Origin of the sequence: Clostridium sp. HGF2 (genome assembly GCF_964240115.1) — a bacterium.
Classification (GTDB): Bacteria; Bacillota_I; Bacilli_A; order Erysipelotrichales; family Erysipelotrichaceae; genus Clostridium_AQ; species Clostridium_AQ innocuum.
In genome coordinates, this window is record NZ_CAXSSO010000011.1 from 96,773 (window position 1) to 109,703 (window position 12,931).

Below are 12,931 nucleotides of genomic sequence, written 5' to 3' on the forward strand. Positions count from 1 at the left end.
TCAACACAATTGCAATCATATATCTTCGCCCAGCAGGGACATCATGCTTCGTATACAACTGATATCCGTAAGCAGAATGTTCACCTTTTTGGCGCGTATAACGCCTAACACTGCCTCCCCCTTATCTGCACCAACCGCTATCCCGACGCGGTTTTTCACGTTCAACAGCTTTTCATCCGACATCCCCATCACACGTTCATTAAAAGAGCGAAACGCATCGCTGTTTCCGTTTGCATCCACATACTTTAAAAGAATATCACCAACAGCCCCCTGCTGTTTGAATTCCTCATAATCCTCTTTTGTCAGATATCCGCATTTCACAAGTGTCGGTTCCTTTGCCGTTGTAGTCCCGATTCCCATGATTACAGTCTTCAGTTTTTTGAATACCGATACCACTTCTCTAACCGGTTTCTCCTTCAAAAATCCCTGCATAACCTTAGGATCATCAAACATTGCCGGGGCAAAAAACTGCATTGCCTTACCATGAAACTTCATGGCGAAGCCCTTCGCGATATCATTGGAATGGTACCCCTCCTCTATCTGATAAGGGGAACCGACTCCTCCTACAACCGGGACAAAGGTACAATCCACCTCATCTACGCTTTTCTTTACATTTACGATACTGCTCAGCGTTTTTCCCATGGATACACCAATGGTATCCCCTTTATTGATAATACGGGACAAATACATCAGTGCCTCTTCATATACATGCTGCAGATGATCCGCCTTGCTTTCCAGCTCCAACTCATCTACGATAAGCACTTCCTTCAATCCCAGCAGCTGCTCCACTTTACGCTCCAGCTCTCCGTATAAAACACTATCCGGATTTTCCAATTCGATTTTCACAACACCTGTTTCCTTCCCGGCACGCAACAGGCGGGAAACAGTCGCACGGGAAATTCCTACTGCATCACAAATCTCCCTTTGCCCCATGCCATCTACATAATACAGATAACAGCACTTATAAATCAGACGGGCATCATCAACGATTTTCTTCACATAGGCTCCTCTTTTCTGTAAACGTTTTCTTTCGTAATAAAAGAGTATCACAATCATGTATTGACGTCAATGTTCTTATCTGAACAAGTGCGATAATAAGTGCTGTTCCTAGCAGCTTCCAAGAAAAAACAGATGTCCATGACCGGTATGATAGGACCTGATCTTACCTGCTTCCACAACTGTCTGAGAGCTTTTTCCTTCTTGAAAATAACTACCGGTTTCTTTCCCCTTGTTATGCAGGAAGCCTACCAGTAAACAAAAAAAGATTGTAGAAACAGCAGAACTACCGCTTAGCTACAATCTTATATTTATTTCTCACGGACATTCCGTACATGAGGATGTGTTGTTATAAATCGCCTGCAAAATCAGATATTTGTATGCCAGGCAGAAATCAGCAGTGAGATACTACAATTATCCGAAGATTTTATCCTGTTCCTGACGCAGCTTATAGATCAGTGTTGTTGTGTCAAGCTCGATATCGTCATATGTGATCAGTTCACCCTTCTTTACATCACGCTTCATGACTGCCTTATGATTGACCAGACCATAGGGCACATAGCCTTTTTCCTTTGCCTCTTCATGCTTGCAGATGGAACCATAGGTGGTATACCCGCCGATACCATCAATTGTCTGTCCCGCCTTCAAATCAATTTTCGCAACAGTAATACATTCGGAAACCAGACCGTTTTTCGGAACGATGGTAGGCTCCCCGTCAATAACAACCTTGGCAGCTGTTAACGGAGTTTCCAGATTGCACAGGTGGTATGGACGATACAGTGTCCATAATGGTCCAGGTCCCATGGAATGATACTGCATCTGGTATGCGATTTCTTCATTATCCGTCGCAACTGTTACAAAAACACCAGGTGCAATTCCGTTCACATATTCCACAACACCATGCTGCTTCAGAATACCGCCATCCTCTTTCAGCTTATAGGTTTCATTCAGGCTCTTTACATCACTTGCAATACCATGCCCGCCAATTACATCCGGAACCAGACCGGTCGCATTTGACATCGCTGTCATTTCCACCATTGTTTTTGTACCATCCTTAAAGGCGCACAGCATCTTTGGTGACATCTTTCTTCTTGTAGCCTCTTCCAGAACCGTATCCGGATTGCAGTTTTTATCAATGCGGTTATTCTTTCCTTTTCCCATAACCTTAACTTCCAGGCCCATTGCCGTCGCAAAATCATACAGTTCCATTACAGCACCAGGTTCATCTCCTGCACTTCCGGTATAAATAACGCCGTTGTCCTTTGCCATTTTATCAAGCAGAGGTCCGATGACTACATCCGTTTCCACGTTCAGCATGACGACATGCTTTTTATTGTTAATTGCATTGGTTGCGACCTTAGCCCCTACATCAGGAACTCCTGTCGCATCAATTGCGACCTCTACCGGGCGGCACTGGGAAATCAGATTGGAATTTGTAGTTGCGACATATTTCCCTTCATCCATTGCCTTATCAGCTTCCGCAACCTCATTGGTGCGAACAATATCCTCATCCTTTACCCCTGCATATTTGAATGCGTGAACAGCAAGCTTTAAGTCGATATCAGATACTACAGCCGGTGTGATTCCCTTCATCAGCACCATCTGTGTAACCATACCGCGGCCCATCTGACCGGCACCAACGATACCGCATTTGATAATTTTCCCTTCTTTTTCTCTTTGTTCCAGTTTTTTGTTCATGTTTAACATAACAGTTTTCCTCCTTTTTTCTCATCTATCTATTAGATCCTGTTATTTTCTTACTTCTATCCTTAAATAATTGATTGCGTAATTCCTGTTCTTCTGCTTTATTCAATCCATCGAATCCTTTACAATTTCATCATTCAATCTCTATTGTTCCACCGACAAGCAGCTGTTCTGCCTTGATCGGCTCTCCAATCAGTTCAATAATACCCGGGCGTTCCACTGTATCCAGACCCTTGAAGGACAGCGTACAGTGACCAAGCTCCTTTAAGGTATTTAAAGCCTCCCAGCCAACATCGGCGATTGTATATTCCACACCGCAGATCCGAACGGTATCCCCTTTTTTCGGATCCTCCTTAACTTCACTTTTCGTATGCAAAACTGAGATATCTGCCAGCTCCGGCGGTGCATCCTCATTAAAGATGATAATGAAATTACAGCATTCATCCAGAAAATCCAGTGCACATTCCCCTAGTCCGGTAATCGTTGCCTTATATTTCATAACGCCTCCTTTTAATACATGCCAATGCTGAATACGAATGCGATAATAACAGCCAGAGGTCCGGTGATAACACGGGAATATAAGACTGCCGGCACACCGAATTCAATCGTTTCCGGTTCCGCTTCACCAAGGGACAAGCCTACCGGTACAAAATCGCCGCCAACCTGTGCATTGATAGCAAATAATGCCGGCAATGCATACTGCGCAGGTATATTTCCCAAACCGATTTCCGCACCAAGCAGGGTTCCGACCACCTGAGCGATAACCGCTCCCGGTCCTAAAATCGGTGACAGGAATGGCAGACCGCAGATCAGGGAGATCACAATCATTCCCGGCATGGTGGAGCATAATGGAGAAATCGTATTTGCGATGATATTCCCCAGGCCGCTTACCTGAATGATACCAAGTATCGTGGATGTAAATGCCATAAACGGCAATACGTTTTTGATAACCATTTCGATGGATTCACGTCCGGCGGCAAAGAATTTGTTTACCACCTGTCCCACACCGATACCGATGCGGGTAATGATCCCCGGCTTTTTCCCCTGATTTGCTTCAGCCAGCTCTTTTCTCGCCTGTGCCTTCGTTTTCGGTGCTCCCGGTTCCTTCGTTTCTTCCACTGCTTTTTCAACCTTTACTTCTTCATCCGTAAATGCAATAGTATCTTCCTTTACGTCCGAGACATAAATATCCTCTGTAATATACTGTGCCAGAGGTCCCACTGCCCCAACCGGTACAAGGTTGACAGTGTTGATCCGTTTTTTCGGATATACGCCACAGCGTGCTGTTCCCCCGCAATCCACTACAGCAACCAGTACCTGCTCATCCGGAACGGTTGTCTTAAAGCCGTCGACTGTTTCGGCTCCTGTCATTTCCGCTATCTTGGCTGCCACAGGATGAATACCGCCACCGGTCACACATAAGACCTTATTACAGGTTTCATTTGGTTCCAGCACCAGTGGTCCGCCCCAGCCGCTGCTTCCTTTTGTGATTTTTACCTTTCTGTACATAGCCTATTCCTCCGCATTCTCTTTCTCTTTTGTAAATTTAGAAGTAAGTCTGAAATAGATTTTTTCTGTCAGTACCCCTCTGATCAGAATGACAATCACACCGACGATAAAGTAGCGAACTGCCAAATCCCCTAATGGCAGATTCAGTTTGGTAATACCTGCTGCGATTCCCATATATACAAACAGTTCACCCGGGTTCGCATGCGGGAACAAGCCGGTTACAGGATGTAGAAAGCTTACACAGGAATCATAATACGCAGGCTTGTACTTTTCTTCCACGAAACGTCCGAAGGTATAACACATCGGATTTCCCAGAAACAGTACTGCCAGCACCGGTACCAGTGTGTAACGCGCAATTGTGAATCTCGTCAGTTTTTTTGTGAAATTTTCAACTCGTTTTTCTCCTATCAGCTTAATGATGGAGTTTATGGCTGTCATCAGACAGATTACCATGGGAATAATTCCGGTAACCCAACCTACGAAGGTTTCTCCTCCTGCCTGAAACAGCGCCATGAATCCTTGTGCAAAATCAGATATAAAGTCCATACGTCACTTCCTCCTTGTATCAATCCATGACAGCACATGACAGATGTTCGGCCGTGTCCATCTCCTGTGCGCCTGCTGCATTTTGAAAGCGTAGCTCCAGCGCTTCCAATGCCTGTATATATCCTCGATACTGTTTCTGTTTTTTCGGATCCATGGAGCGAAACTGTTCCAGAAACTTATCGATTGATACCCCGTTGATTGTTTTTCCAAGCAAGGTATTCACCGGGTGAAACTTTGCCAGAAAGGTTTTGCCATCCATGACCTCACATGCTGTGATGATATGATTATTATCACAGGCGATCATCACGATGTTGCCGTTGAAGAACCGTCCTTTTTTCTGTCCGATTCCCACATTTCCTTTTTTATGAACCCGCCGTATGGCAGCTTTGTAGTTTTTGATCTGAAATACGCCGCCCACTGCCTGCATAACAAACAGGGATATGGCAATCAGAAAGATCAGCATCAGATCGTTTGACATGACGATTCCTCCTCTTCCATAAGGGAAAGCAGCTCTTTTACACAGCTGATATCGGTAATTAGAATATTGATTTTCTTCGCGCGGATCACGCCGAGAATCGCTTTACTTTTTTCTTCTCCAACCGCAATTCCGATACGGTTTTCAATATTCATAAGTCCCTCATCGGATAACCCCATGACCCGGTCATTGAATTCATGGAAGGGTTCACTGTTTCCGTTTTTATCCAGAAATTTCAGGAGAACATCTCCGACAGCTCCGTGCTGTTTAAATTGCTCATAGTCAGCTTTACTGATATACCCGCATTTGACCAGAGTGGAATCTTTTAAGCTGCAGGAGCCGATACCCATGATAACGGTTTTCAGTTTTTTAAACAAAGCCGTTACCTCCTGCACAGGACGTTCCTTCAAAAACCCCTCCATGATCTGTGTATCATTGAACATTGCCGGAGCGAAGAACTGAACAGCACTGCCATGAAATTTCTTTGCGAACGCATTTGCTATTTCGTTGGAATGATATCCCTCATCCGATTGCAGCTGCGTACCGACACCACCGACAACGGGAACAAAGGTACAATCAACCTCCTCCACATTGATTTTTCCATTGGCTAGATGATACAGCGTCTTTCCCATCGAAACCCCGATGTAATCCTTGTTGTGGAAAATGCGTGCCAGATAGGCAAGTGCTTCCTCATATACCCGCTGCATATGATCCGCTTTACTCTCCAGCTCCATTTCATCCACAATGAGGACTTCCTTCAAGCCCAGCTGCTGTTCAATTTTCCGTTCCAGTTCTCCATATAGAATACTGTCGGGATTATCCAATTCGATTCTTACCACACCGTTTTCCTTACCCGCCTTGAGCAGTCTGGATACTGTTGCCCGTGAAATCCCAAGCTGATCACAAATCTCCTTTTGTCCGAGTCCATCCATGTAATAGAGATAACAGCATTTATATATCAGCCTGTTATCATCAACTATTTTTTTCATTCCTGCGCCTCCTTTCTGTAAGCGGTTCCTTTGTCTGTCTTAAGATTACCACAGCGTTTTATTGAGGTCAATGCATAAATACTGAACATATGTATAAGTTCAATTTTGTAACAATTTATCTTAAGCAATTGTTCTGTATTGAAATATTGATGTAATGACAGAAATTTCACAATGTTAAAAAACAATGATAAATACTGGGTTTTCACAAAACTGAGACTCCTTAGCATGACTTTTTACTGTTCATTTGTGTACATAAATTCATTATTATTTTTCATTAAACCTATAAAACGCTGATAAATAAGCTTTTTTTTCACATCTTTTTATTCGCTGTAAAGGATAGCACTCAGCTCGTCTGTACAAATGTATAAGCTTTCTGCTGCCATAAACAGCATGTAACCATACGTTTTACTGGAACTGTATTTTCGTGGTACAATACATAGTAGAAAAGAGGATTGATAACATGTATAAGCAACGACGGCATGCACTGGCTACTCTGTTACCGGAAAACTCCATTGCATTGTTCTTCAGCGGCAAAGCCCCATATAAGGTAGGCGATGAAAAGTATCCGTTCAGTGTGGACAGAAGCTTCTATTACCTGAGCGGTCTGGATAAGGAGAACATGATTCTGGCAATTATCCGCACACAGGGCAAAATAAAGGAACAGCTGTTTCTGGAGCATTATGACGAGGAACAGGCAAAATGGGTCGGTGGAAAGCTTTTGCCGGAGGAAGCCGCCGATATCAGTGAGATTGAAGAAATCTTCTGGCTTGAGGAAGCAATGGATATGCTCGGTCTACAGATATCACGGTTCTTCGACCATGAATCCCGTGTTGATATCTATGCGGATTTCACACGGCAGGAAGCCTATCAGGCGGACAGTGAAGCGCATCGTTTCACAAGAGAGCTGCTGCGGCAATATCCCTATGTAACCCTGCATAATGCAGCCTCCAGAATAAGCAGTCTGCGTTTAATTAAGGAAGATACAGAAATTGATGAATTGAAGCAGGCGATTGAAGTAACACGGCAGGGAATTCTAGCCATGATGGATCATGTATGCAGCGGTATGATGGAAAACCAGGTGGAGGCATGGTTTGATTTTGTATTGAAAACAAACGGCTGCTCACATTCCTTTCCATCCATTATTGCCAGTGGAAGAAATGCCACTGTGCTGCATTATGATGAAAACAATCAGAAAATAAAAAAGAACAGCCTGCTGCTGTGTGATCTGGGTGCGAGCTGTCATTATATGAATGCCGATATCACAAGAACCTTTCCGGCAAGCGGTTCCTTTACAAAGCGACAGAAAGAAATCTACAATATTGTTCTTGAAGCCAATCAGACCATTATGTCACTCGTACATCCGGGCATTACACTGAAGGAGCTGAATCAGGAGCTGATTCACTTTTATGAAGAAAGACTGAAGCCGCTTGGCTTGTTGAAACGCGGTAAGCGGGTGGAGGATTATTACTGGCACGGAGTATCTCATATGCTGGGGCTGGAAACACATGATGTGTCTTTGAGCGGCTATAAGCTGCGTCCCGGCAATGTGTTTACGATTGAACCAGGCTTATATCTGGAGGATGAAGGAATCGGCATCCGCATCGAGGACAATGTACTGGTTACTGAGGATGGCTGTATAAATCTTTCTTCCTCCATTATCAAGGATCCGGATGAAATCGAAGCATATATGCAGGAAAACAACATCCATTTAACAAATAACAGGCAGAAGTCCCCCATCTTGCGACGATAAGCAGATGGTGTGATGAATGCAGCCATTTTCCTTTATCCCTCACACAGGATAAACACGATTAAAATTCTTAGATTCAAAAAAAGCAAAAACATTTGAGAAAGGATTTTGCTCATACTTTTTATGACTGTTGAGTGAAAAGTAATGCTCATTCAGTATTTGCTCTCCGTTATCATTTGATCATGACAACCAAATATCGGCGTCGTGTGTTCGATGATGTCATCAGTGATCGTGCAAAAGATATCTTTCTTCATATTGCCAGATCCTATAACATCTCTCTTCAAGAATGGAATCATGATGTCGATCATATTCATATCCTGTTCTCTGCTCACCTTAACTCTTGTCTTACGAAATTCATCAATGCGTATAAGAGTGCCAGTTCACGTTTATTGAAGAAGGAGTTTCCTGAAATTCGTGAAAAGCTTTGGAAAGAAGCATTTTGGAGTCAGAGCTTCTGTTTGATCAGTACAGGAGGTGTCACCACCGACATCATCAAAGCTTATATCGAAAGTCAAGGTGAGAAGAATGGTGTCAAGAAAAGGGTATCAGTTTAGAATCTATCCAAACAAGAAGCAAGAGATTTTCTTTACCAAAACATTTGGTTGTGTCCGTTTTCTGTATAATCATATGTTAGATGACAAAATCAAATATTATGAAGAAACTAAGAAAATGAAGCAAACGACACCTGCATCCTATAAGAAGGATCATCCATTTCTCAAGGAAGTAGATTCTTTGGCCTTAGCAAACGCTCAACTACATTTAGAAGCTGCTTTCAAAAAGTTCTTCAAAGAAACAGATATCGGTTTTCCCAAATGGAAATCAAAGCATCAGGCGAAACAAAGTTACACGACAAATATGGTCAACGGAAATATCCGATTGTTTAGTACGATACAAAACCAAACGACCTATCTACGTTTACCAAAGGCAGGTGATGTAAGGATCCATATGCATCGCATACCACAGGGGATATTAAAAGCAGTGACGATAAGCAAACAGCAGGACCGTTATATTGCGACATGTCTGTTTGAATATGAAAATAAAGTAGAAAGTAAAGAAGTAGTACATGTGTTATGAAGGTATACGATTACATAGAGGTTAGAAAATAAGGATTACAAAGAACCGCTGGACGAGCGGGGATAGCTTGCTTATGCTTAGGACATTGGTTCTATCGAACAAGAAGCTCCCACTTCTATGCTAGTCATAGCATATGTGGTGAGAGTACGTCACAAGCTTAGAAAATAGAAAAAGACAGTTGCTATGGAAACTGTGCAGGAGTGTATATGAAACATATTATCAATGAGTTTAAAGAATTTATTATGCGGGGAAATGTGCTTGATCTGGCAGTCGGTGTTATTATCGGCGGTGCATTTCAAAAAATCATAGCATCTCTGGTCAATGATGTTATTATGCCGGTTATTACATTATGTACCGGCGGTATCGATTTTACCAACTGGTTTATTGCACTGGACGGGAATCATTATAATACATTGCAGGATGCAGTAGCTGCCAAGGCTGCGACACTGAATTACGGAACCTTTCTCACCGAGGTGATCAACTTCATCATCATGGCGTTTATTATCTTCATGATGGTGAAGATGATGAATTCACTCTCAAGAAAGGTCAAGAAGCCGCAGGATATGGAAGATGCTGCAGCAGCTACAAAGGTGTGTCCGTATTGCAAAAGCGAGATTTCTGCTGAGGCAGTTCGCTGTCCGCATTGTACATCTTCGCTGGATACAAACAAGGATAATAAAACAACATCCATTAAAAAGCGATAACCCTTACTAAAAACAGGAATCCTCAATGATTCCTGTTTTTCTAAATTATAAGATTTACTTGGAAATGCAAGCATTCGTCTACCTGTTTTTCCGATGCTGTATATGATAGGATGCCTCCATCTGCACAGACAGCGGAAGACATTTGCACAGCAGATAGCTTCCCTTCATCAGAATTCCCGGTATCATGACTGCCTTCTCCTTAAACATGCCGCGGATTGCATAGCTGGCGACATCCATGCTTGTCTTTCCCTTCATCATAAACCTGACATTTGCGACACGGTCAAACTCAGTCTGTACAGGTCCCGGACAGAGAACACCGACAGAAGCATGGCTGTTTCTTTTCTGAAGCTCCTTATGCATAGCCAGTGTCAGACGCTCAACATATGCTTTTGTCGCATAATAGGTAGCCATCAAAGGTCCCGGCAGAAACGCCGCGCTGGATGCGACATTCAGGATATAACCACGGTCCTTTTTAACAAAATCCCGCAGAAACAGTTTACTAAGTATATGCACTGCCTGAATATTGGTAGAGATCATATTCAGCTCCTTATCCAAATCCGTCTGTGTAAATTCACCAAAATCACCGAAGCCTGCATTATTGATCAGTATATCGACAGAATCATTACGGAAGCGCTGATACAGTGCAAGACAGTTTTCTTTCACAGAAACATCCAGTATGACGATATCAACGGAAACGGCAAGCTCCCTCTTTAATTCACGAAGCCGATCCCCTCTCCTTGCGACCAGAATCAAATCAATATCCATAGCAGCCAGAACCCTTGCCATATCACGCCCGATTCCGCTGCTGGCACCTGTAATCAACGCCTTCATTCTAAAACTCCTTTCCAATTATCTACTCATATTGTGCATCATTCGCTATATTATATACGGAAGCACTAATGTGGCCAGTCCCAGAAACATGAAAAACCCCATGACATCCGTAACTGTAGTAACAAACACACCACTGGCAAGAGCCGGATCCACATGCAGCTTTTCCAGTATGACCGGTATAAAGTATCCTGCCAGATTTGCCAGAATCATATTCAGAAACATAGCTGCCCCGGTGACAAGTCCGAAGATTGGATTGCTTTCCATCAGCATTGCCCCGAATGCCACGACAATACCTATGACGATACCGCTTAATATACCGACACCGATCTCCTTCAGCAGAATCACGACGGCATTTTCCTTTGTCAGCTCACCGAGGGAAAGACCGCGTACAACAATGGTTAATGTCTGTGTTCCCGCATTGCCACCCATTCCAGTTACAATCGGCATGACCGTCGCAAGTGCAACCGCCTGTGCAATCGTCGCCTCAAACATATTGACAACGGCTGCCGCAAGAACTGCAGTAAAAAGATTTACAATCAGCCATGGAATGCGGCTGGAAAAGGATTCCCTTACACTGGAGTCCACCCGTTCCTCCTTATTGACACCACCCAGATGATGGATATCCTCGGTATTTTCTTCCTGAATAACATCAATGATATCGTCAAACTCAATGACTCCCAGCATATGCTGCTGCTCATCTACAACCGGCATCAGAATAAAGCCGTATTTTTCAAATCGATGGGCAACCTCCTCCTGGTCATCACTGTACAACACCGTCTTTACATTGGGATTCACGATATCCATGATTGGTGTATCAAACGATGATGTTACAATATCGCGCAGTGACACAACTCCTTTTAACACATCCTCCCTATCGACGACATATAAATAATAGGTCGTTTCTTCATCGGTATTCTTCTGTAAAAACTGCAGGGTATCCTTTACAGTATTCTTTGCGAATATACGAATAAATTCGGTTGTCATGATACCACCGGCACTTTCAGCATCAAAGCTCATCAGCTTACGGACATCCTCCTGATCCTCAGAATCCATCTTCTTCAGAATGTCAGCCTGCTCGTCTTCCTCCAGCTCTCCCATCAAATCGGTGATTTCATCACTGCTCATTTCATCCAGTATATGACGCTGCTTGCTGTCAGAGAAGCGCTTTAACAGCTCATACTTGTCTTCATCGTCCTCTTCCTCGACGATATCCGCAAGAATATCATCCGGCAGACGGTTTAATATACTTTGTGCATGCTCCTTATGCTTGTGCAGCAGATCGAGAATATCCGCCGGGTGTATGGTATCAATCGTATCCTGCAGATCCTGTGCTGTTCCATGCAGCAGCAGATCCAGCAGGTTTTCTTCTGTTATCGTTCGTTTCATTCTGTTCTCCTTTTCTAAAATGGGAGAATTATCATCTGCACGATGGCGGCAAGTGATCATCCCCTGTATCTAGTATCTGTATACCCTCGGGCTTGGGACTCATTCATAACCACCACGCTTTCTTTTTCTTTGCAGCTTCATTATACCAGAAAACAAGGGTCTCTGTATATGCTGCAGAAGGCAGCGAATAGATTTTAAACTATCCTTTGTTCAGTGTTTCCATCATAGGAGGGAAAGTAAATACAAGATATAAATTATGATGCCTACTCCACATTATGCATCGTATTGCGCTTCCATATCCTTGGGGCACTGGCATTATTTTATGTTTGAATTATACGCTTCCACTGGGTTTCATTATACAAAGAATATCGGGTATAGAAAACCTGCACTTCCTTTCCTGTAAGGGGACCAAAGCCATGCAGCTCCTTGTAAATCCCGCCTGTTTCTAATCTATAAATATGAAAAAAAGAAGATCTGCTTCTATTGTTCGCTGCAATAGACTCTGATCTTCTCATTTATAACGGTTCAAGCTATTCCAATACGGGTAACCGCCGACCGTCTTTCCACATCCGCTGAAACAGCTATATGTCTGTTTTGTATCCTATACTTTGCTTTATTTATTGCTCCACCGATTTTGTCGCAACAATGTTTACACCGAGACCTGCGACATCCTTTAAGACAACATCTCCCGCAGATACCGGTGCCTTGACATCGATGCGTTCCAGTGCCTTCATGACATCCATAATCCTGCCCTTCGGGATGCTCTTCTCGGTTTTCACCGGAACTCGTCTTGCCGTTTTTGCAGTAATGCGCACTGTTGATGTGATAATGCGTCTTGGATCAATCAGTTCTGTTTTCCCATACTCCGCCCCTCTTGGACAGCTGTTGCCGGTAACGGTATATCCGTTTTCATCATCAACACACAGATGACATCCCTTCGGACATACGATACATATTAAATTTTTCATAT

Annotated in this window: 14 protein-coding genes; 4 read left to right on the forward strand and 10 right to left on the reverse strand. The window is 43.4% G+C overall.

What is annotated here, in order from left to right; translation table 11 throughout:
• Nucleotides 1-15: 15 nt before the first annotated feature.
• The 7 genes from ACESPQ_RS17255 to ACESPQ_RS17285 form a co-directional block, all read right to left on the reverse strand.
• Nucleotides 16-999, reverse strand: a complete 984-nt coding sequence (locus ACESPQ_RS17255; RefSeq protein ID WP_109770897.1) for a sugar-binding transcriptional regulator — start codon at nucleotides 997-999, stop codon at nucleotides 16-18.
• Nucleotides 1,000-1,410: 411 nt separating this feature from the next.
• Nucleotides 1,411-2,703: an NAD(P)H-dependent oxidoreductase gene (locus ACESPQ_RS17260; RefSeq protein ID WP_002607194.1), complete on the reverse strand. Its 1,293-nt coding sequence runs from the start codon at nucleotides 2,701-2,703 to the stop codon at nucleotides 1,411-1,413.
• Nucleotides 2,704-2,833: 130 nt separating this feature from the next.
• Complete coding sequence (locus ACESPQ_RS17265; RefSeq protein WP_008818417.1) at nucleotides 2,834-3,199, reverse strand: PTS glucitol/sorbitol transporter subunit IIA; 366 nt, start codon at nucleotides 3,197-3,199, stop codon at nucleotides 2,834-2,836.
• An 11-nt stretch (nucleotides 3,200-3,210) separates the two neighbouring features.
• On the reverse strand, nucleotides 3,211-4,209 hold the full coding sequence (locus tag ACESPQ_RS17270) for a PTS glucitol/sorbitol transporter subunit IIB (protein WP_008818416.1): 999 nt from the start codon (nucleotides 4,207-4,209) through the stop codon (nucleotides 3,211-3,213).
• 3 nt (nucleotides 4,210-4,212) lie between these two features.
• A complete protein-coding gene (locus ACESPQ_RS17275) occupies nucleotides 4,213-4,755 on the reverse strand; it encodes a PTS glucitol/sorbitol transporter subunit IIC (RefSeq protein ID WP_002607191.1) in 543 nt (180 codons plus the stop codon).
• A 19-nt stretch (nucleotides 4,756-4,774) separates the two neighbouring features.
• On the reverse strand, nucleotides 4,775-5,233 hold the full coding sequence (locus tag ACESPQ_RS17280) for a transcriptional regulator GutM (protein WP_008818415.1): 459 nt from the start codon (nucleotides 5,231-5,233) through the stop codon (nucleotides 4,775-4,777).
• Nucleotides 5,218-6,219, reverse strand: coding sequence for a sugar-binding transcriptional regulator (locus ACESPQ_RS17285; RefSeq protein WP_002607189.1), 1,002 nt, complete (start codon nucleotides 6,217-6,219; stop codon nucleotides 5,218-5,220). Before ACESPQ_RS17285 ends, ACESPQ_RS17280 begins: the two co-directional genes overlap by 16 nt.
• 460 nt (nucleotides 6,220-6,679) lie before the next feature.
• On the opposite strand from ACESPQ_RS17285, the gene ACESPQ_RS17290 reads away from it, so the two are divergent.
• From ACESPQ_RS17290 to mscL, 4 genes are all read left to right on the forward strand, one after another.
• Nucleotides 6,680-7,969 (forward strand): aminopeptidase P family protein, encoded by a 1,290-nt coding sequence (locus tag ACESPQ_RS17290; protein WP_002607187.1) that lies wholly within the window; start codon nucleotides 6,680-6,682, stop codon nucleotides 7,967-7,969.
• A 131-nt stretch (nucleotides 7,970-8,100) separates the two neighbouring features.
• Nucleotides 8,101-8,520: an IS200/IS605 family transposase gene (tnpA, locus tag ACESPQ_RS17295; protein ID WP_373144606.1), complete on the forward strand. Its 420-nt coding sequence runs from the start codon at nucleotides 8,101-8,103 to the stop codon at nucleotides 8,518-8,520.
• Nucleotides 8,492-9,040, forward strand: a complete 549-nt coding sequence (locus ACESPQ_RS17300) for an RNA-guided endonuclease TnpB family protein (RefSeq protein ID WP_373144607.1) — start codon at nucleotides 8,492-8,494, stop codon at nucleotides 9,038-9,040. The genes tnpA and ACESPQ_RS17300 overlap by 29 nt, the downstream gene beginning before the upstream one ends.
• A gap of 206 nt (nucleotides 9,041-9,246) precedes the next feature.
• Complete coding sequence (gene mscL, locus ACESPQ_RS17305; RefSeq protein WP_002607184.1) at nucleotides 9,247-9,744, forward strand: large conductance mechanosensitive channel protein MscL; 498 nt, start codon at nucleotides 9,247-9,249, stop codon at nucleotides 9,742-9,744.
• 78 nt (nucleotides 9,745-9,822) lie between these two features.
• Here mscL and ACESPQ_RS17310 read toward each other — a convergent pair whose 3' ends face one another.
• From ACESPQ_RS17310 to ACESPQ_RS17320, 3 genes are all read right to left on the reverse strand, one after another.
• Nucleotides 9,823-10,575, reverse strand: a complete 753-nt coding sequence (locus ACESPQ_RS17310; RefSeq protein ID WP_109771705.1) for an SDR family NAD(P)-dependent oxidoreductase — start codon at nucleotides 10,573-10,575, stop codon at nucleotides 9,823-9,825.
• Between the two features lie 45 nt (nucleotides 10,576-10,620).
• On the reverse strand, nucleotides 10,621-11,961 hold the full coding sequence (mgtE, locus tag ACESPQ_RS17315; protein WP_044904718.1) for a magnesium transporter: 1,341 nt from the start codon (nucleotides 11,959-11,961) through the stop codon (nucleotides 10,621-10,623).
• Nucleotides 11,962-12,578: 617 nt separating this feature from the next.
• The gene (locus ACESPQ_RS17320) at nucleotides 12,579-12,929 is read right to left on the reverse strand and encodes a DUF1667 domain-containing protein (RefSeq protein WP_109771704.1); all 351 of its coding nucleotides are present in this window, start codon (nucleotides 12,927-12,929) and stop codon (nucleotides 12,579-12,581) included.
• Nucleotides 12,930-12,931: the final 2 nt, after the last annotated feature.

Coding starts and splice junctions, on each gene's coding strand:
- ACESPQ_RS17320 (WP_109771704.1), bottom strand. CDS start 12,929: ATGAAAAATTTAATATGTATCGTATGTCCGAAGGGATGTCATCTGTGT.
- ACESPQ_RS17280 (WP_008818415.1), bottom strand. CDS start 5,233: ATGTCAAACGATCTGATGCTGATCTTTCTGATTGCCATATCCCTGTTT.
- ACESPQ_RS17290 (WP_002607187.1), top strand. CDS start 6,680: ATGTATAAGCAACGACGGCATGCACTGGCTACTCTGTTACCGGAAAAC.
- ACESPQ_RS17275 (WP_002607191.1), bottom strand. CDS start 4,755: ATGGACTTTATATCTGATTTTGCACAAGGATTCATGGCGCTGTTTCAG.
- mscL (WP_002607184.1), top strand. CDS start 9,247: ATGAAACATATTATCAATGAGTTTAAAGAATTTATTATGCGGGGAAAT.
- mgtE (WP_044904718.1), bottom strand. CDS start 11,961: ATGAAACGAACGATAACAGAAGAAAACCTGCTGGATCTGCTGCTGCAT.
- ACESPQ_RS17285 (WP_002607189.1), bottom strand. CDS start 6,219: ATGAAAAAAATAGTTGATGATAACAGGCTGATATATAAATGCTGTTAT.
- ACESPQ_RS17265 (WP_008818417.1), bottom strand. CDS start 3,199: ATGAAATATAAGGCAACGATTACCGGACTAGGGGAATGTGCACTGGAT.
- ACESPQ_RS17270 (WP_008818416.1), bottom strand. CDS start 4,209: ATGTACAGAAAGGTAAAAATCACAAAAGGAAGCAGCGGCTGGGGCGGA.
- ACESPQ_RS17300 (WP_373144607.1), top strand. CDS start 8,492: ATGGTGTCAAGAAAAGGGTATCAGTTTAGAATCTATCCAAACAAGAAG.
- ACESPQ_RS17260 (WP_002607194.1), bottom strand. CDS start 2,703: ATGTTAAACATGAACAAAAAACTGGAACAAAGAGAAAAAGAAGGGAAA.
- ACESPQ_RS17310 (WP_109771705.1), bottom strand. CDS start 10,575: ATGAAGGCGTTGATTACAGGTGCCAGCAGCGGAATCGGGCGTGATATG.